An 18,195-nucleotide genomic window follows, 5' to 3' on the forward strand; every position below is an offset into this window, starting at 1 on the left:
CTCCCCCGGCCTTTTCAGGCCGCGCGGCGGGTGAACTGCTGGTTGGTGCCGCTGCCGCAGGTCCACTGGATCAGCTTGGCGCCGTCGGCGGTGGACACGTCCGACACGTCCAGGCACTTGCCGCTGTGCCGGGCGACCAGGCGGTAGTAGCCGTTGCCCTGGTCCTGGAACGACCACTGCTGGTTCGTGCCGCCGCCGCACCGGTACTGCAGGACGGTGGCGCCGTCCGCGGTCGACCCGCTGGACACGTCGAGGCACTTGCCGCTGTGCTGCGCGATGACCTGGACGTAGCCGCCGCCCGCGTCGGTCAGCCGCCACTGCTGGTTGAGCCCGCCGCCGCAGGTGTACTGCAGGACGGACGCGCCGTCCGCGGCCGAGTTGCTGGTGACGTCGACGCACTTGCCGCTGTGGCGGGCGACGAGGTTGTAGTACGGCCCGCCGCCGACGCCGGTGATCGTGCCCGCCGCGGTGTCGATCGAGAGCTGCGGGTACCACGGCAGGACCATGGTGTTGTTCTTGGGGAACGAGATCGGCAGCCAGACGTACTGCGAGTCGTTCACCGTGCCGCCCATGGAGTTGCCCCACCGGTCGCCAAGGTACAGGTACGAGGTGCCCGACGTGCCCTGGACGGGCAGGACGTACGCGGTCTGCGAGCGGTAGGTGGTGTCGTTGCCCGCGTCCGCCATCGCCGTCCACGGACCCGCGAGACTGGTGGCCGTGGCGTAGCGCTGCTGGTTCGGGTACCAGCCGCTGGTGCCCGAGGTCAGCATGAAGTACACCCCGTTGCGCTTGAACAACGCCGGTGACTCGCGGTAGGCGCCCGGCCACGGGTTCGCGATCAGCGCGTCGTAGCTGGTGTAGTCCGCGGTGAGCCGGTAGATGCTCAAGTCGGCGTTCCCGGCCGTGGCGGTGATCTGGTACGCGGTGCCGTCGTCGTCGGTGAACAGCGTCTGGTCACGGGAAGTCGTGCCGCTCGGCGGCCGGAAGCTGCGCAGCCACGTGTAGTCGCCGTCGACCGTGTCGGAGACGGCGACCGCGGCGCGGGACTCGTTGTAGTCGGTGGCGTTCTCCTTGTGCATCCACATCACGTACTTGTGCGTGGTGCTGTTGTAGATGACCTTGGGTCGTTCGATGTTGGCCGACTGCAGTTCCGCGGCACTCGACTGCTTGAGCGCGTTGTTGCGGAACTCCCAGGTCTTCAGGTCGGTCGAGCGGTAGACGGAGACGGCCTTGAAGCTGTTGTCGGGATTGCGGTTCTCGCCGAACCAGTAGTAGTAGGCGCCGGCTTTCAGCACACCGCCGCCATGGGCGTGCACCACGGCTCCGGTGGTGTCGGTGAACTGCGTGGCGTTGGTGATCACGACCGGTGCGGCCGAGGCGGGGACGGCGGTCACCACCAGGGTGAGCAGGCCGGCGACTGCGGCGGTTCTGCGAAACATCGTTGGTCCTTCCTGGGGAGCTACAGCTCGACGATCTGCCAGTCCTGGTTCGCGCCACCGGTGGCGGGCCACTGCACGACCTGCGCACCGTCCGCAGTGGAGCCGCCCGCGACGTCGGCGCACCAGCCGGTGCGGACGTTGACGACGGTGAAGTAGCCGGTGGACGGGGACGCGACCAGCCGCCACGACTGGTTGTCACCACCGGTGTCGCTCCTCTGGACGAGCTGGGCGCCCTGGGCGGAGCCGGCCGGGCTCTCCAGCAGCCTCCCGCTCCGCACGCTCGCCAGCCGGTACGAGCCGTCCGCGTCGGGGGTGACGGTGAACTGCTGGTTGGTGCCGCCGGTGTCGCTCCACTGGACGGCCACCGCGCCGTCGGCCGTGGAGGCGCCGTAGATGTCGAGCACCTTGCCGCTGTTGCGGTTGACGAGCTTCACCGTGCGGACGCCCGTGGCGAACGGCCGGTCGTAGACCTCGAAGTTGCGGATGGACGCCCAGCTCCCGGACGGCAGACCGGTCACCGTCACCCGCACGTACCGGACCTGGGCGCTGAACACGGCGGTCTGGACCTGGCTGGTGCTCGTGGTGGCGGTCCGGTCCGACAGCGTCGTCCAGGTCGTGTTGTCGGCGGAACCCTCTACGCGGTATCGGTAGTTGGTCGCGTCGCGCTCCCAGGCGATCCGCACGCCGGTGACCGGCTTCGCCGAGCCGAGGTCGACCTTGAGCCACTGCCCGGTGGTGCCGTCGTTCGCGGACCACCGGGTCGAGGTGGAGGAGTCGACCGCCTTCGCCGCCGTGTTGCCCTTGCCGCTCTCCTCGCTGCTGGCCGTGACGGTCCTGCCCGCGGCGATGTCGGACGGCTGCACGGGCCGGTCGAGCGTGACGCCGACGACGCTGTCCTCGGGGTGGCGGGTGCGGTTGATGCCGGTGACCGTCACCTGGCCGGAGCTCACCGTGTAGGAAAGGGCGGTGCCGGAGGCGACGTCGAAGACCCTGCTCACCTGCGCGTCGCCGATCGACGGGGTGGTGAAGCTCGTGCCGCTGTAGCCCGGCAGCAGGTGCACGTAGAACGTGGTGCCGTTGCTGGTGAAGCCGTACTGGCCGTCGACCGGTTCCCACGGGCCGCCGCGGGTGCCGTAGACCGACGAGCCGCAGGTCGACAGGTAGGCACCGATCTGGCGCATGAGGCCCGCCTGGCTCGGCGGCACCACGCCGGTCCGGTCGGGTCCGACGTTGACGAGGCAGGTCATGTTCCGGACCCACGCGTTGACCAGGACGTTCATCGTGTCGCGATAGGACATCGCGCTGTCCCCGGTGTAGCCCCACGCCCCGCCGACGCTGAAGCACTTCTCGGCGACCTTGCCCGCGCGGATCGGGCCGGTGGGCACCGAACCGCCCTCCTCGCTGGTGTAGTCGCCGATCCAGCCGGAGCGCGAGGTCGTGACGATGTCGGGCTGATGCGCGCGCACGAGCCCGGTCAGGCCGAGCGGTTTGCCGGTGGCGGGGTCGTTCTCGCTGTAGGCGGCGTCGACCGGCCACTGGTTGGCGGTGTCGCGCGACTGGCCGGGCTCCCAGAAGAACGCGCCGTCCGCGTCGGTGCCCTGCTCGGCGACCCAGCCGCCGTCCCACCAGAAGTCGTCGATCACGCCGTACTGCGTGACCAGCTCCCGGACCGCCTGGTACACCTCGTTCTTCATGACCCGCGCGTTCTCCTTGTGCGCGGGATCGGTGGTGTAGCCCCAGGGGTTCGACGCGCAGTTCGTGCCGGTCACGTCGTAGTAGCCGGGATAACGCCAGTTGATCGGCGAGTAGTAGAGACCGACCTTGAGCCCGGCGGCCCGCACGGCGGCCACGTAGTCCTTGATCAGGTCGCGGTTCAGCGGTGCCTGCGCCGAGGTCCACGCGTTGGGGTGCGCGCTCGGGAACAGCGCGAACCCGTCGTGGTGGCGCGCGGTCAGCACGGTGTACTTCGCGCCCATGTCCTTGGCCAGCTGTGCCCAGGTGCCGGGGTTGTAGGCGCTCGCGGTGAACTGCTCGTTGGTGGCGTCGGTGACGTACTTGCGGTAGTTCGCGGGCGTCACGGCCGAGTTGTGCATGTACCACTCGCCCTTGGCCGGGCCCGCGTACGGTCCCCAGTGGAGGAACAGGCCGAGCTTGGCGTCCTGCAGCCACTGGACCTTGGCATCGGACTGCTGCTCGACCCCCAGGTCGACCTTCGGGATGCGCAGGGGCGGGAGCGGGACGGGCGTGGCGGTGGCGGCCTGTGCCGAGGTGGTGGTGAGGACCTGGTCGGCGGTGGCGGCGACGACGAGCGCGCCCGCTATCAGGCTGCGGCGACTGATGCCTTCGGGCATGCCGAGAACTCCGATCTCTCAACGTCCATCAGGCGTTGGCCGCGAGAGATTCGCATTCTTTTCCGCAATGCAGCAACAGTTTGCGCGATGTTGTTCGTTCGCGAATGCAGTGTTGTCTTGTCGAATTCGATTAATGGTCGGAGGGGTGAATCCGTTTCAGGTGCTCACCAGCCTTCGACGAGCCCGAACCACAGCGAGTTCTCGGCGACCGTGGGGTCCTTCTCCTGCACGAGTGCGAAGAACCTGTCGAGACGGTCGTAGGTCTCCTCGTCGAACGGGGCGGCGCGCAGGGCGGTGTTCACGCCGTACCAGCGCCACGCCGTCTCCACGAGCAGGGCGCCCGAACCGTTGACCCAGTAGCGGGGCACGGTCGCGGTCTCCAGGGTGGAGAAGCCCTCGACCTCGCCGGTGCCGGCGGCGGTGACGACGTCGGCGTTCGCGAGGGTGCCCACGCGGTAGTACGTCCGGTCCTCGTCCTCGACGACCGCGTCGAACGTCGGCTGGAACTGCGACGGCGCGACGACCGGCAGGCCCCAGCGCTGGTAGGCGTCGAGGTCGGCGTCGGGGACCTGCCAGGTCTTCACCGAGGCGGGCGGCATGACCTGCACCGCCGGCACGACCAGGTCGTCCAGCGGTGCGGTCAGCGAGTGCTCGTACAGCTCAAGTGGTTCCACGGCAGTGCATCCTAGAGGTTGGGCGCGGACGTGCCAGGCGCTCTTCATCGACGGCGAGCGAGCGCGGGTCAGGGGTGGCCCTGGGTCATCCACCTGTTGATGGCGGACCAGTTCTGGCCCTTCGTCCCGCTGAGACTCCACGTGATCGCGGCGTTCTTGTACTGCCCGACGATGCCCGCGCAGTCGTGGCCGGGCGTCGAGCACGGCACGCGCTCGGAGTAGATGCGGGTGACCTGGTCCGGGTGGATGCCGCGGGCCTGCAGCTCGGCCTGCATGATCTGCTCGGAGTGCAGACCACCGGGGTCGTTGGCCTGGATCAGGTACTGCTTGCCGGCCGGTGTGTCGTACTCGTACACCGCGACGTTCTGGTGCGAGCCGACGCCCTCGTTCAGGCGGTGTTCGTAGGCCATCCTGCTGAGGTCGGTCTCGCCCAGCTGCACCGGTCCCTGCCGGCCGCACACCGCGAGCCCGTACGGGTCGATGAACAGCAGCGGGTTGCCGACGTAGGTGTAGTGGTTGGGCGAGGGCGTGAGGCCCAGCGGGTCGGGGCCGGTGTAGCGGCCGGTCTGCGGGTCGTAGTAGCGGAAGATGTTGTAGTGCAGGCCGGTTTCGGCGTCGTGGTACTGGCCGGGGAAGCGCAGCGGGCAGTCCGTGGTGAACCGCGAGCCCAGCAGCGCGCCCCACGCCGAGAACGTGGCCTGCCAGGTGACCCGGCCGCCGGTGTCGACCAGCGAGGTCGGCCTGCCGATGTGGTCGGTGACGACGGCGTGGAAGCCGGTGCCGTCGAGCTGGGCGAGCGGGGTGAACGTGCCCGGTTCGTGCACCCACGTCGTGACGCCGGTACCGGTGACGTGCTGCTCGGCCAGGTCGAAGCCGTCCCAGGCGAAGTCGACGCGCACGCCGGCGGAGATCTTGGCGCACCGGCGGCCGAACGCGTCGTACAGGTACCGCCAGGTGTGTCCGTCCGGTGTGGACACTTCGGTGAGCTGGTCGTAGGCGTTCCACGTGTAGCGCCACAGCAGGGTCTGGCCGGAGAGCGTGCGGCGGCGGACCTCGCTCACGCGGCCCTGCCCGTCGTAGGTGTAGGTCGTGCGGCCGGCGGCGCGCAGCAGGCCGCGGTCGAACTCGCGCTGACCCTCGGTGTCGCCGCCGGGCAGCCAGGCGGCGGCGGTGATGTTGCCGGCGAGGTCGTAGACGTAGCGTTCGGTGTTGTCCGGCGTGTGGATCGCGGCGACGCGGCCCGCGGCGTCCAGGTCGATGCGCTTCTGGCCGTCGGCGACCAGCTGGCCGTCGGGCCGCCACTGCAGCTGCCTGCGTTGTCCCGCGGCGTCCTGGGCGACGAGCCGGCCCGCCGCGTCCCAGGACTGGGTGACGACCGGGCGGGCGTCGAGGCGGTGCGCGACCGCGCGGCCGAGCGGGTCGCGGTCGAAAGTCAGCGCGTGCGCGCCCGCTCGCACCGAGGCCAGCGCGCCCAGCGGGTCGTAGGTGTAGTCCACGGCGGCACCGGACGGCGTCACCCGGCGCACGCGACGGCCCGCGGCGTCGTAGTTGTTGACCAGCACGCGCCCGTTGAACGTCTCGGTGAGCACCCGGCCGACGGGGTCGCGGGTGAGGGTGAGCTCGCCCGCCTCGTTCACCGCGCGGACGATCTGGCCCTGCGCGTCGTAGGCGTAGGTGATCTCACCGTCGTCGCTGAGCTGACGCACGCGCCGGCCCATGGCGTCGTAGAACACCGTGACGGTCTGGCCCGCGCCGTTCGTGGTGGACACGAGCCGACCGGCCGCGTCGTAGGTGTAGGTCATGGCACGGCCGTGGAAGTCCTGTTCCCGCACCAGGTTTCCGGCCGCGTCGTACTCATAGGTCCACGTGCGGCCCTGCGCGTTCGTGACGGCCGTGACACGTTGTTCGGTGTCGTAGGCGAACGCCGTGCGCGCGCCGTCGGCCGTGATCCGCGCGGCGGGCAGGTCGAAGTCGCCGATCTCGAACGTCGTGCGCCTGCCGCTCGCGTCGACGTGCTCGACGAGGTTGCCCTCGCCGTCGTAGCGCCACGTCTCCCGGCCGCCGTCGGGCCCGATCCGCCACGCGGGCTGACCGTCGACGGTCCAGCCGTAACGGGTCGTGCCCTCCAACGGGTCGATGACGGCGACGAGCCGTCCGAAGACGTCGCGCTCGTAGCGGTGCCGGTTGCCCTGCGGGTCGATCATCATGACCGGCAGACCGGCGGCGTTCGTGGTGATGTGGCTGGTCGCGCCGGTCGCGTCCGTCCTGCTCGTGAGGTGCCCGTGCGCGTCGTAGGTCGTGCGGGTCGAGCCGCCGGGACCGTTGACGGCGACGAGGTTGCCGCGGTCGTCGTAGCTGTAGCTGGTGGTCGCGACCCCGTCGGTGACCGAAGTGGACAGTCCGAACTCGTTGTAGGCGATGCGTTTCGTCGACCCGGTCGGTTCGGCGATCTCGATGACGTGCCCGGCGTCGTCGTAGCGGTAGCGCGTGGTGTTGCCGAGGGCGTCCGTGCGGGCGAGCAGGTGGTCGTAGCGGTCCCACTCGCTGGTGACGCTGTGCCCCAACGGGTCCACGACCCGCACGATCTGCTTCAGCTCGTTGAGGTGGTAGACCGACTCGTTGCCCAGCGAGTCCAGCACGGTCGTCTTCGTCGGCTCGTAGCGGAAGCGGGCGTTGAGGATGCCACCGGTGCCCTCGGCCCACGCGACCCGGCCCTGCTGGTCGAAGTGGTAGTGGTACTGCGTGCCCTTGCGGTCGGTCCAGCCGACGATCCGGCCTTCGTCGTCGTAGTCGAACACGTGCGGCCGGCCGGACGCGTTGGTGACGTGCGTCAGGTCGCCGGAGTCGTTGTAGCCGAACGACATCAGCTGGATGTCGCCGAGCCGGTAGCCGGTGACGCGGCCGCGCGCGGTCTCGACGGTGACCCGGTAGCCGCCGGAGTGCCTGATCTCGGTGGGCATCCCGTCCGCGTCGGTGACGAAGTCGATGCGGTGGTCGTTGCGGTCGGTGATGGCCCGCAGCGGCGCCAGCCCCGCCACCCCGGACGGCGTGAAGTGCAGGATCTGGCCGTTCGGGCGGCTGATCCGGTAGGTCCCCTCGGCGTCGAGCGTCAACGGCCAGCGCGGGCCTTCCACCGGCAGGACCGCGGCACCGCCCCGCGCCGGCGCGGGGTAGACGAGCATGATCGCGTCGGCGCCCGCGTAGCAGACGCCCTGCGCGTCGACCTCCAGTCGCTGGTCCACAGTGGACGCCCAGGAGCGGCCGAAGAGCCTGCCGACGCGGTAGGACGAGATGTGGGTGCGTTGCAGCACCAGGCCGAGCTCGGCGGGCAGCGTCACGTCGATCTGGGTGAGGAACATGTCGCCGGTGACGACGTCGACCGGGTCACCGCAGCCGGTGCGGTTCTCCGCCTCCTGCACGGTCGAGCGCGGGTCCTCGGTCTGGCTGCGCACGGACGAGTCGTCGCCGGGCGGCTTGCCGTTGCCGGACGGGTCGCCGTGCTCACCGGGCGCGCCCTCGCCGGAGGAGGCGTGGGTCTCGCCCGTGGTGCCGTGTTCGCCGTTGGCGGTGTGCGGTTCCGCGCTGGAGACGTGGGTTTCCCCGCCCGCGCCCGACACGTGCGTCTCACCGCCGGCACCACCGCCGCCCGCGTGCGGTTCGGCCGAGGAGACGTGCGTGCCGCCGCCCTCGCCGTGCGGCACGTGCGGTTCGCCGCCGCCGTGGCCGTGCAGGGCGTTCATGACCTTCTGGACGCCCTGCCAGATCTCCTCGAGCTTGCTCATGATCGGCCGCAGCTTCTCGACCGAGTTGATCAGCTTCTTGATCGTGGCGCCGATCTTCTCCGTCCACGCCGCGACCTGTTCGACGACCTGGGCGACCACGAACGGCGTGCCGAGGCCGAGCGAGAAGATCTCCTCCAGCGCGTCCTGGATGAAGTCGCCGATGGCCTGGGTGACCATGTCGCGGACCAGACCGCGCACGACACCCGTGATGACGCCGACGACCTTCACGACCGTGCTGATGGCGTTGGCGCACGTCACGATCGTGGACAGGCCGCTGACCTTGCCCTCGACGTGCTTGCGGTAGGCGTCGGCGGCCGGCCCCGACCAGTTCGCGGTCTCCTTGGCGACCGCGTCGGTGAGGCTCTTGCCGGCGCCCTCGACGGCCTTGGCGACGTTCGCCCACGTCGCCGAGTACGCGGCGATCTGGTCACCGTCGCCCGCGAGGTGGTTCAGCGCGTCCTGCAACGGTTTGACGTGTTCGATCAACCAGTTCAGGCCGTAGGAGATGAGCGTGCCGACCGGGTTCATCGCCATGGTCAGCAGGTCCATGCCGGCGCCGAGCGCGGAGATGCCGCCCTCGATCCAGCTGCCCGACTCGACCGCGTCGTACACCCCGGCGGCGTCGTCGATGAGGTTGATGCCGGTGTGCCAGTTGGTGGAGTCCTGCTTCTGCGCGAGCAACGGGTTCGTCACGAGAGTCTCCCCTCGATCGCGGTGAAGCTGCTCGCGGTGTTCTGGTCGACCGTGCCGTAGTGCTCGGCGGTGGCCTTGACCTCGTCGGCCATCTTGCCGACCGCCTCCTGCGCGACCTTCAGCGTGATCAGTCCGGGCGCGCTGACCGCCATCACGATCGGCACGAACAACGGGCCGCAGATCAACCCGTAGGCCTCCACTCCCACGGTGACCTGGGTGGCGGCGTCCATCGCCTGGCTGAGCGTGTCGGCGACCCTCCGCACGGACTCGGCGTGGCCGCTGAGCTCGGCCGGGCTGACCTGGTAGCCGGTCATCGGTCCATCACCGAGCCGAAGTCGTCGTCGTCATCGGTCCTGGGGCGCGACGGCGGCGGTTTCTCCTCGGTGAGCGGTTCCGGGAACTTGGCGCGGTAGTTGCCGACGATGGTGTCGACCGTCTGCCGGTCGTCGCCGATCGTCTCGGCCATCACCTCGGCGAGCCGTTCCGGCAGCCGGGCCTGCGCCCTGCGCATGGTCAGCAGGACGGCTCGCGCCAGCTCGTCGTGGTCCTTGATGCGCAGGTCCGTGACGTTGCCGCTGGAGTCGATCGTGACGGTGACCGGGCCCTCGGTATCGGTGACGGAGATCTGCTGCGCCTGCACGCGCATCTCCTGATAGCGCTCGGCCTTCGCCTTGGCCTGCGCGACCCACGCGTCGATCCCCGCGCTCGATGATCCCGGACCAGTCATCGCGATCCCCTCCGCCGAATTGAGCGCTGGTGCGACGAACACTCTGAGCCGGGCGTTCCCCGGCGAGGGAGGAATTTTTTGATCGCCATCCTTTTGGCGCATGACAAACGGGCGGCTTTCCGTCAAACCCCCCAAGGCGGGCGGCAACCGATCTTGTGCCGCGTACGTATGCCGAAGCATGAGGAACGGATTCGTCGTGCTCGCGCTCGCCGCGACGCTCGCGGGGTGCACGGCGAGTCTCGAACCCGGCCGGCCGGTGCCGGCCGTTCCCGCGATCAGGACGGTCACCCCGGTCTGGATCGGCGGGCTGCAGCTGGTGAGCGAGAACAGCGAGCACGAGAACTGTCACTGGGAGACCACCTATCCCGCGGTTCCCGGCGCGGACGACCTCACCACCACGCTGCGGGACGCGGTGCACCGGCGCCTCGCCACGTTCTTCCAGGCCAACGGCGGCAGCGACGAGCAGTGCCAGGCGCAGGCCCGCGGCGACGCCCCGCCGGAGATCAGCATCGAGTCGGACTTCCTGGTGGCCTCCGGCGACGTGGTGGGCGTCGAGATGACGACCTTCGACTTCGTCGCGGCCGGCGACGGCATCAGCACGAGGTCCTACTGGTTCGACGGTGCCACCCGCAAAACCGTTCCGGCCACGGCGTTGATCGCCGACGACGCCCTCGACCGGTTCACCAGCGCCCTGGTCAACGGGCTGTCCGGGCACGAGGGCGTCGATGTCGCCGGGGTGAAGGAGGCACTCGGCCCCGACCGCCGCGCGTCGACCGTCACCGACCTCACCTTCACCGAGTCGGGCGGCCTCGTCGCCCAGTTCGACCAGGGCGCGGTCGCCGCCGTGCCCGCCGGACGGCAGCAGGTAGTCCTGTCCCCGGCCGACGCCGCGCCGCTGTTGTCCGATCTCGGCCGCCGGGCACAGCGCGAAGCCGTCCAGCCGGGGCAACGGCTCGACCTCCCCGGTGTGCCGGTCGCGCCGCCCGTGCCGACCACGACGGCCGCCCCGCCCACCGCCCAGCCGGTCGACTGCCTTCAGGTCAAGTGCGTCGCGCTGACGTTCGACGACGGCCCCGGCCCGTACACCGAACAGCTGCTGACGACCCTGGAGAAGTACAACGCCCACGCCACGTTCTTCGTCGTCGGGCAGAACGCCGTCTACAACGCCGACCTGGTTCACCGGGCGGCCGCGGCCGGGCACGAGATCGGCAACCACAGCTGGTCGCATCCCAGCCTGACCAAGCTGTCGGACAAGGACGTCCGCGAGCAGTTCGACCGCACCGACCAGGCCGTGCAGAAGGCGACCGGTGCCAAGCCCGCGCTCGTCCGGCCTCCCTACGGCGCCCTCAACGACACGGTCCGCGCCGCCGCGGGCAGGCCGCTGATCCTGTGGAGCGTCGACACCGAGGACTGGAAGAACCGCGACAGCGCGGTCGTGACCAAGGCCGTGCTGGACCGGACCAAGCCCGGTGACGTCGTGCTGATGCACGACATCCACCAGACCACGGTCGACGCCGTGCCGGCGGTCCTGGCCGGGCTGCAGGAGCGCGGCTACCGGTTCGTCACGGTCTCCCAGCTGTTCGGTGACACGCAGCTGACCGGTGGTACCTCGTACGACGCCAATTCCAGGGCGTTCGGCCGCGGTTGAGCAACCGTCCTCAAAGGACGGACGTGTTTTCGTTCTGACCGAAATGCGTAGACCCTTCCGCGGATTTACGGCAAGTTCACATGGCGTCACCCGTTCGTGAAACACCAGCGTCGGACAGTTCCTTACCTGTCGCTCGACAGATATTCCGTCCGGCCCCGCGGAGGACCCATGAGCACCTCTCTCAGCGACACCGGTTCCCCTGGCAGCGCGGGACTCGGTTACGTCCAGGAGCTGCGCAGAGGCGTGGGGACGTTCTCGTCGTTCGCGGCGGGATTCTCCTTCGTCTCGATCCTCACCACGGTGTTCCAGCTGTTCGGGCTCGGGTTCGGGCTCGGTGGCGCCTCGTTCTTCTGGGCGTGGCCGCTGGTCTTCCTGGGCCAGCTGCTCGTCGCGCTGTGCTTCGCCGAGCTCGCGGCGCGCTGGCCGGTCTCCGGCGCGATCTTCCAGTGGTCGAGCCGCCTGGCGGGCACGACGGCCGGCTGGTTGTCGGGCTGGGTCATGGTGATCGGCCAGATCCTCACGGTCGCGGCCGCCGCGATCGCGATCCAGGTGGTCCTGCCGAGCATCTGGTCCGGGTTCCAGATCGTCGGCGGCTCCGGTGCCGACCCGTCCGTGACGTCCGCGACCGGTGCGCAGAACGCCGTGCTGCTCGGCGTGATCCTGCTCGTGATCACGACGGCCGTGAACATCGCCGGTGTCCGGCACATGGCCGCGGCCACGAGTGTCGGTGTCACCATTGAGATCGTCGCCGTCATCGCGTTGGTGTTCGTGCTGTTCCTCCTGCCCGAACGCGGTCCTGACGTGGTGTTCCACCACGAGGGCTGGACCGGTGAAGGCAGTTACCTGCCGGCGTTCCTCGCGTCGTCGCTGATGGCCGCGTACGTGATGGTGGGGTTCGACTCCGCGGGCGAGCTCTCGGAGGAGACCCACTCGCCGCGCCGCACGACTCCGCGCACGATCCTGCACGCGCTCATCGCGTCCGCCGTCGGGGGAGCGCTGCTGATCGTCGGCGCGCTGATGGCCGCGCCGAGCCTCACCGACGGCAACCTGGCGACCAGCGGGCTGTCGTGGGTGCTCACCGAACGGCTGGGTGGTGTGCTCGGCCGCCTGTTCCTCTGCTGCGTCGCGGTGGCCGTCTTCGCGTGCACGCTGGCGATCCAGACCGCGGGCGCGCGGATGATCTACTCGATGGCCAGGGACAAGGCCTTCCCGTTCCACCGCACGCTCAGCAAGGTCTCGCCGCGCACCGGCACGCCGGTCGGCGCCTCGATCGTCGTGGGTGTGGGCGCCGCCGTCGCCCTCGTGGTGAACATCGGGCAGTCCGCGATCTTCACCGCGTTGTCGAGCCTGTGCATCGCGATGCTCTACCTCGCGTACCTGGGCGTGACGCTGCCGCTGCTGGTGACCCGGATCCGGCACCGCGACACCGACGGCTGGCCCAGAGGCGTTGACGAGCAAGGGAAACCGCTGTTCAGCCTCGGCGCGTGGGGCATCGGGCTGAACGCCCTCGCGGTCGTCTACCAGATCGGCATGGCGATCAACCTGCTGTGGCCGCGCCCGGAGATCTACGACCTGACCGGCGAGACGTGGTGGCTGCGCTGGAGCGCGCTGCTCGTGATCGCCCTCAGCCTCGCCGGCGGCGCCGCGTACCTGCTCTTCAAGCACCGGGTGCACGGCCGGATCGAGCTGCGGCACGTCTCGCACACCCACACGACGGAGGCGTGATGACCGACACCGTGCTCAACGCCAGGGACGACGCTCGCGCACGGGGAGGTCAGACCAGCGAGTGGATGCCGTACCTGCCGGCGTCGTCGAGCCCGTACCGGCCTCCAGGAGTGGAGGGGCTCACCTGGGCGGAAACCGTTGCGCCAGGCGGATACACGCACAAGGTCCTCGCGCGCGGCACCCGGATCCGGTTCGACGATCCCACCGGTGACGCCTGCGCGCACGTGATCGTCTACAACGCGCTGGAACCGGTCGAACGGCTCAACGTCGCCGACACGCTGAAGATCCCCTGGCAGGCCTACCTCGGCGCCGGGCACCCGTTGCTGTCGGGTGACGGCCGGGTGCTCGCGACGATCGTCGAAGACACGTCCGGGCATCACGACGCCTTCTGCGGAACGACCACCGAGGCGTGGAACCAGCGGAAGTACGGCGACGCCCGACCGGAGGGGCCGTACCCGGCCGGCCGTTCGCTGTTCGTCAAGGCCGCGGCCAAACACGGGCTCGCACCGCGTGACCTGCCGCCGAGCGTCTCCTTCTTCCAGGGCATCAGGGTCGACGCCCACGGGGCGTTCGAGTGGCGCGGATCGGCGGGGGAGGGTGCCTCGGTCGAGCTGCTGGCCGAACTGCCGTTGCTGGTCCTCGTGGCCAACGTGCCGCACCCGCTGGACCCGCGCGCCGACTACGTGGTCGGACCGTTGCGCGTGCACGCCTGGCGTTCGGAGCCGACGGGACCTGCCGACGAACGCTGCACGGCCACGCCCGAAGCACATCGGGCCTACCTCAACACGATCGACTACGCGGAGGCACGAGGATGGTGACCAGTTCGGTCCCGGTCGGGGCGACGTGCTCGCCCGATTCGCCGCTCGACTGGTCGGAGCCGCTCGTCGCCGGCGAGGTGGTCCTCGACGAGCGCGTCGCCCCCAACGCCTCCTGGTCCGCCGTCGTGCGTGCCGGCCACGTTCTGACCATTGTGGACGTCGGCGGCAACCAGTCCGGCGACTGCCTGATCTACAACGCCGCCGACACCGAGGAGCGCTACAGCGTGCCGGACACGCTGGCGTGGCAGGGCAATGCCTACGTCCGCACGGGCACGGTGCTGCGCAGCAACCTCGGCAACCCGCTGATGACCGTCGTCGGCAACGAGATCGACCGGCAGGACACGATCGGCGGCGCGTGCTCCAAGGAGTCCAACACGCTGCGGTACGGGCACCACGTGATGTTCCACCACGGGTGCCGGGAGAACTTCCTGTCGGAGGGCCAGAAGCACGGGCTCGGCCTGCGCGACCTGGTGTCCAACCTCAACTGGTTCATGAACGTCCCGGTCGAGGCGGACGGCGCGCTCGGCATCGTCGACGGCATGTCCGCGCCGGGCAAGAGGGTCGCGGTGCGCGCCGACGTGGACGTGCTGGTGCTCGTGTCGAACTGCCCGCAGATGAACAACCCCTGCAACGACTTCAACCCGACGCCGTTGCGCATGATCGTGGTGGCGCCATGACCTCGTTCGACGTCGTCCTCGTCGCCAACCGGGGTGAGATCGCGCGCCGGATCATCCGCACCGCGCAGGCGCTGGCCATGAAGACGGTCGCGGTCTACTCCGACGCCGACCGCGCCGCGCCGCACGTCCGCGAGGCCGACACGGCCGTCCGGCTCGGTCCGGCTCCGGCGCGGGAGTCGTACCTGCGGGCCGACGCGATCGTCGAGGCCGCTCTCGACAGCGGTGCCGGACTGATCCACCCCGGCTACGGGTTCCTGTCGGAGAACGTCGAGTTCGCGCGGTCCGTCGAGGCCGCCGGCCTGCGGTTCGTCGGCCCGTCGCCCGAGCAGATCGCCGCGTTCGGCCGGAAGCACACCGCGCGGGAGATCGCGCTCGCCGCGGGCGTGCCGATGCTCGCCGGGACCGGTCTGCTGTCGTCGGCCGACGAGGCGGTCGCGGAGGCCGAGCGGATCGGGCTGCCCGTGATGGTCAAGGCGACCGGTGGCGGTGGTGGCATCGGCATGCAGGCCTGTGCCACCGCGGACGAGGTGCGCGCGGCGTTCGAACGCGTGGAGTTGCTGGCACGGCAGAACTTCGGCTCCGCCGGGGTGTTCCTCGAACGTCTCGTGCGCCCGGCCCGGCACGTGGAGGTGCAGCTGTTCGGCGACGGGCTCGGCCGCGTCGCGGTGATCGGCGACCGGGACTGCTCGCTGCAGCGCCGCAACCAGAAGGTCGTCGAGGAGGCGCCCGCTCCGGCCCTGCCCGACGACGTCCGCTCGCTGCTGCACTCCTCGGCGCGGGACCTGGCCGCGTCGGTGGGGTACCGCAGCGCGGGCACGGTCGAGTTCATCTACGACCCGGTCCGCCAGGAGGCCTCGTTCCTGGAGGTCAACACGCGGTTGCAGGTCGAACATCCGGTCACCGAGATGGTCTTCGGCGTCGACCTGGTCGAGCTGATGCTGCGGCTGGCCCGCGACGGCGCGGACGGTCTGCCCGATCGCGTCTTCGACTCGCCGTGGGTGCCGGACGGGCACGCGGTCGAAGCCCGGGTGTACGCCGAGGATCCCGCGAAGGACTCGCTGCCGTCGTCAGGTCTGGTGACGCGGGCGGTCTTCCCGGCGGAGCTCGACGGCGTCCGGGTGGACGGCTGGATCGAGACCGGGCTGGAGGTCTCGCCGCACTACGACCCCATGCTGGCCAAGGTGATCGCCGCCGGACCGAACCGGGACGCCGCGCTCGACCTGCTCGGCGAGGCGCTCGACGGCTCGCGCGTGGACGGCATCGTCACCAACCTGGGGCTGCTGCGCGCACTCACCGGCTCCGACGACGTGCGGGCCGCGGCGCACTCGACCTCCACGCTCGACGTCACGACCGACCCCGATCCACGCGTGGACGTGCTGGTGCCGGGAACCATGACGACGGTGCAGGACCTGCCGGGCCGCATCGGGTACTGGCAGGTCGGCGTGCCGCCGAGCGGTCCGTTCGACGCCGTGTCGCTGCGCGAGGCCAACCTCGCCGTCGGCAACCCCGAAACCGCGCCGGGACTGGAGATCACCGCGTCCGGGCCGATCCTGCGGTTCTCGGTGCCCGCGGTCGTCTGCCTCACCGGCGCCGCCGTGGAGTCCGATGTGGACGGTGAGCCGGTGCCGCAGTGGGAGCCGGTGGACGTCCCCGCCGGTGGCACCCTGCGGATCGGCTCGATCACCGGTTCCGGCCTGCGCGTCTACCTCGCCGTCCGCGGCGGGCTGGACGTACCCGCGTATCTCGGCTCCGCGTCGACGTTCACGCTGGGCGGGTTCGGCGGCCACGCCGGACGGGCGCTGCTCTCCGGGGACGTGCTGCGGCTGGGCTCACCGGACGCGGCGGAGAACCCGGGCCTGACCACGATCGGCGGCCCGACCCCGGCGCACCGCCGTCCCGCGATCGTGGACGCGTGGGAGATCGCGGTCACCGAAGGGCCGCACGGGGCACCGGAGTTCTTCACGCGTGCGGACCTGGACTCCTTCTACGGCACCGACTTCAAGGTGCACCACAACTCCGCGCGCACCGGCATCCGGCTGGTCGGCCCCAAGCCGGTGTGGGCGCGTCCGGACGGCGGGGAAGCGGGCCTGCACCCGTCGAACATCCACGACACGCCCTACGCCATCGGGGCCATCGACTTCACCGGGGACACGCCGGTCGTCCTCGGCCCCGACGGCCCGTCGCTGGGCGGGTTCGTCTGCCCGGCCGTGGTGGCCAGCGGGGATCTCTGGAAGCTCGGACAGCTGCGGCCTGGTGACTCCGTGCGGTTCGTGCGGGTGCGCGAGGCGGATGCCGCAGCGCCGGTTGCGGTTCCGCGGGTGGTCTCCCGTGGCGGCGACGGTGACGACGGCGTGCTGGGCCGGTTGGAGGAGACCGGCGACCGCCCGTCCGTCACGTATCGGCGCGACGGTGACAGCAACGTGCTCGTCGAGTACGGGCCGATGACCCTGGACCTGGCGCTGCGGATGCGGGTGCACGCGTTGCAGGAAACCCTTGCGGCACATGCCCCGGACGGCATCCTCGACGTCACGCCGGGCATCCGCTCGCTGCAGGTCCACACCGATCCCGCGCGGCTGAAGGCCACCGACGTCGCACGGCTGCTCCAGGAGCTCGAAGACTCGGTCCCCGCCACGCAGGACCTCGTCGTGCCGTCCCGCACCGTGCGGTTGCCGCTGAGCTGGGACGATCCCGCCACCCGGCTGGCGATCGAGCGGTACATGGCCGGCGTGCGCTCGGACGCGCCGTGGACACCGTGGAACATCGAGTTCATCCGCCGCATCAACGGCCTGCCGTCGGTCGACGACGTCTACCGGACCGTCTTCGACGCCTCGTACCTGGTGCTGGGCCTCGGTGACGTCTACCTCGGCGCCCCGGTGGCGACCCCGCTCGACCCCCGGCACCGGCTGGTGACGACGAAGTACAACCCCGCGCGGACGTGGACGGCCGAGAACTCCGTCGGCATCGGCGGCGCGTACCTGTGCATCTACGGCATGGAGGGGCCGGGCGGCTACCAGTTCGTCGGCCGCACCGTGCAGGTCTGGAACCGCTACCGCCGCGGCGGCCTGTTCGCCGAGCACCCGTGGGCGCTGCGCTTCTTCGACCGGATCGAGTGGTACCCGGTCTCCGCCGACGAACTGCTCGAACTCCGCGCCGAAACCGACGCCGGGCGGGGCGACTTCCCGGCGGTCGACGGCACCTTCTCGATCGCCGACCACCTCCGGTTCCTCGACGACAACGCCGCCGACATCGCGGCCTTCCGCGCCCGTCAGACCGCGGCCTTCGAGGAGGAGAAACAACGCTGGCGGCTCGCCGGCGAGTTCGACCGGCACGACGAACCGGAACCGGCCGCCGCGCCGTCGGTGGCCCTGCCGGAGGGCTCGGTCGCCGTGACCGCGCCGTTCACCGCGACCGTGTGGCGGCTTGCGCTGGAACCGGGTTCCCCGGTGGTGGAAGGAGATCCGGTGCTCTCGCTGGAGGCGATGAAGATGGAGGCCGAGGTGACCGCACCCGTGACGGGCAGGCTGGTCGAGCTGTACGTGCGTCCCGGCGACCAGGTGGGTCCCGGTCAGGTGCTCGCGGCGGTGCGGCCGTGACGCCGGATCGCGTGGCCGAGGTGAAGGCGGCCGGCGACCGGATCGGCTCGGTCAGTCCGGTCAGCGAC

At 70.4% G+C, this 18,195-nt stretch carries 11 protein-coding genes; 5 read left to right on the forward strand and 6 right to left on the reverse strand.

From position 1 onward, the window contains the following. Window positions 1-14 precede the first annotated feature (14 nt). The 6 genes from ACWEIJ_RS40830 to ACWEIJ_RS40855 form a co-directional block, all read right to left on the reverse strand. Window positions 15-1,439, reverse strand: coding sequence for an RICIN domain-containing protein (locus ACWEIJ_RS40830; protein WP_449842656.1), 1,425 nt, complete (start codon window positions 1,437-1,439; stop codon window positions 15-17). Window positions 1,440-1,459: 20 nt separating this feature from the next. Then, window positions 1,460-3,790, reverse strand: a complete 2,331-nt coding sequence (locus tag ACWEIJ_RS40835) for an alpha-L-fucosidase (protein ID WP_449842657.1) — start codon at window positions 3,788-3,790, stop codon at window positions 1,460-1,462. 164 nt (window positions 3,791-3,954) lie between these two features. Further along, complete coding sequence (locus ACWEIJ_RS40840; RefSeq protein WP_449842658.1) at window positions 3,955-4,464, reverse strand: hypothetical protein; 510 nt, start codon at window positions 4,462-4,464, stop codon at window positions 3,955-3,957. 68 nt (window positions 4,465-4,532) lie between these two features. After that, window positions 4,533-8,939, reverse strand: coding sequence for an RHS repeat-associated core domain-containing protein (locus ACWEIJ_RS40845; RefSeq protein ID WP_449842659.1), 4,407 nt, complete (start codon window positions 8,937-8,939; stop codon window positions 4,533-4,535). Next, window positions 8,936-9,253 (reverse strand): type VII secretion target, encoded by a 318-nt coding sequence (locus ACWEIJ_RS40850; RefSeq protein ID WP_449842660.1) that lies wholly within the window; start codon window positions 9,251-9,253, stop codon window positions 8,936-8,938. Before ACWEIJ_RS40850 ends, ACWEIJ_RS40845 begins: the two co-directional genes overlap by 4 nt. Continuing rightward, complete coding sequence (locus ACWEIJ_RS40855; protein ID WP_449842661.1) at window positions 9,250-9,666, reverse strand: YbaB/EbfC family nucleoid-associated protein; 417 nt, start codon at window positions 9,664-9,666, stop codon at window positions 9,250-9,252. The genes ACWEIJ_RS40850 and ACWEIJ_RS40855 overlap by 4 nt, the downstream gene beginning before the upstream one ends. 178 nt (window positions 9,667-9,844) lie before the next feature. Here ACWEIJ_RS40855 and ACWEIJ_RS40860 point away from each other — a divergent pair, with 178 nt between their 5' ends. The 5 genes from ACWEIJ_RS40860 to uca all read left to right on the forward strand — a co-directional run bounded on the left by ACWEIJ_RS40860 (window position 9,845) and on the right by uca (window position 18,127). Beyond that, window positions 9,845-11,314 (forward strand): polysaccharide deacetylase family protein, encoded by a 1,470-nt coding sequence (locus ACWEIJ_RS40860; RefSeq protein WP_449842662.1) that lies wholly within the window; start codon window positions 9,845-9,847, stop codon window positions 11,312-11,314. Window positions 11,315-11,482: 168 nt separating this feature from the next. Next, window positions 11,483-13,039 (forward strand): amino acid permease, encoded by a 1,557-nt coding sequence (locus tag ACWEIJ_RS40865; protein ID WP_449842663.1) that lies wholly within the window; start codon window positions 11,483-11,485, stop codon window positions 13,037-13,039. Next, window positions 13,039-13,857 carry an urea amidolyase associated protein UAAP1 gene (locus tag ACWEIJ_RS40870; protein ID WP_449842664.1) on the forward strand — a complete coding sequence of 273 codons (819 nt, stop codon included), beginning with the start codon at window positions 13,039-13,041 and terminating at the stop codon, window positions 13,855-13,857. Before ACWEIJ_RS40865 ends, ACWEIJ_RS40870 begins: the two co-directional genes overlap by 1 nt. Further along, window positions 13,851-14,534, forward strand: a complete 684-nt coding sequence (locus tag ACWEIJ_RS40875; protein ID WP_449842665.1) for an urea amidolyase associated protein UAAP2 — start codon at window positions 13,851-13,853, stop codon at window positions 14,532-14,534. Before ACWEIJ_RS40870 ends, ACWEIJ_RS40875 begins: the two co-directional genes overlap by 7 nt. Then, window positions 14,531-18,127 carry an urea carboxylase gene (gene uca, locus ACWEIJ_RS40880; RefSeq protein ID WP_449842666.1) on the forward strand — a complete coding sequence of 1,199 codons (3,597 nt, stop codon included), beginning with the start codon at window positions 14,531-14,533 and terminating at the stop codon, window positions 18,125-18,127. The genes ACWEIJ_RS40875 and uca overlap by 4 nt, the downstream gene beginning before the upstream one ends. Window positions 18,128-18,195 lie beyond the last annotated feature (68 nt).

It is taken from the genome of Lentzea sp. NPDC004789 (assembly GCF_053601075.1).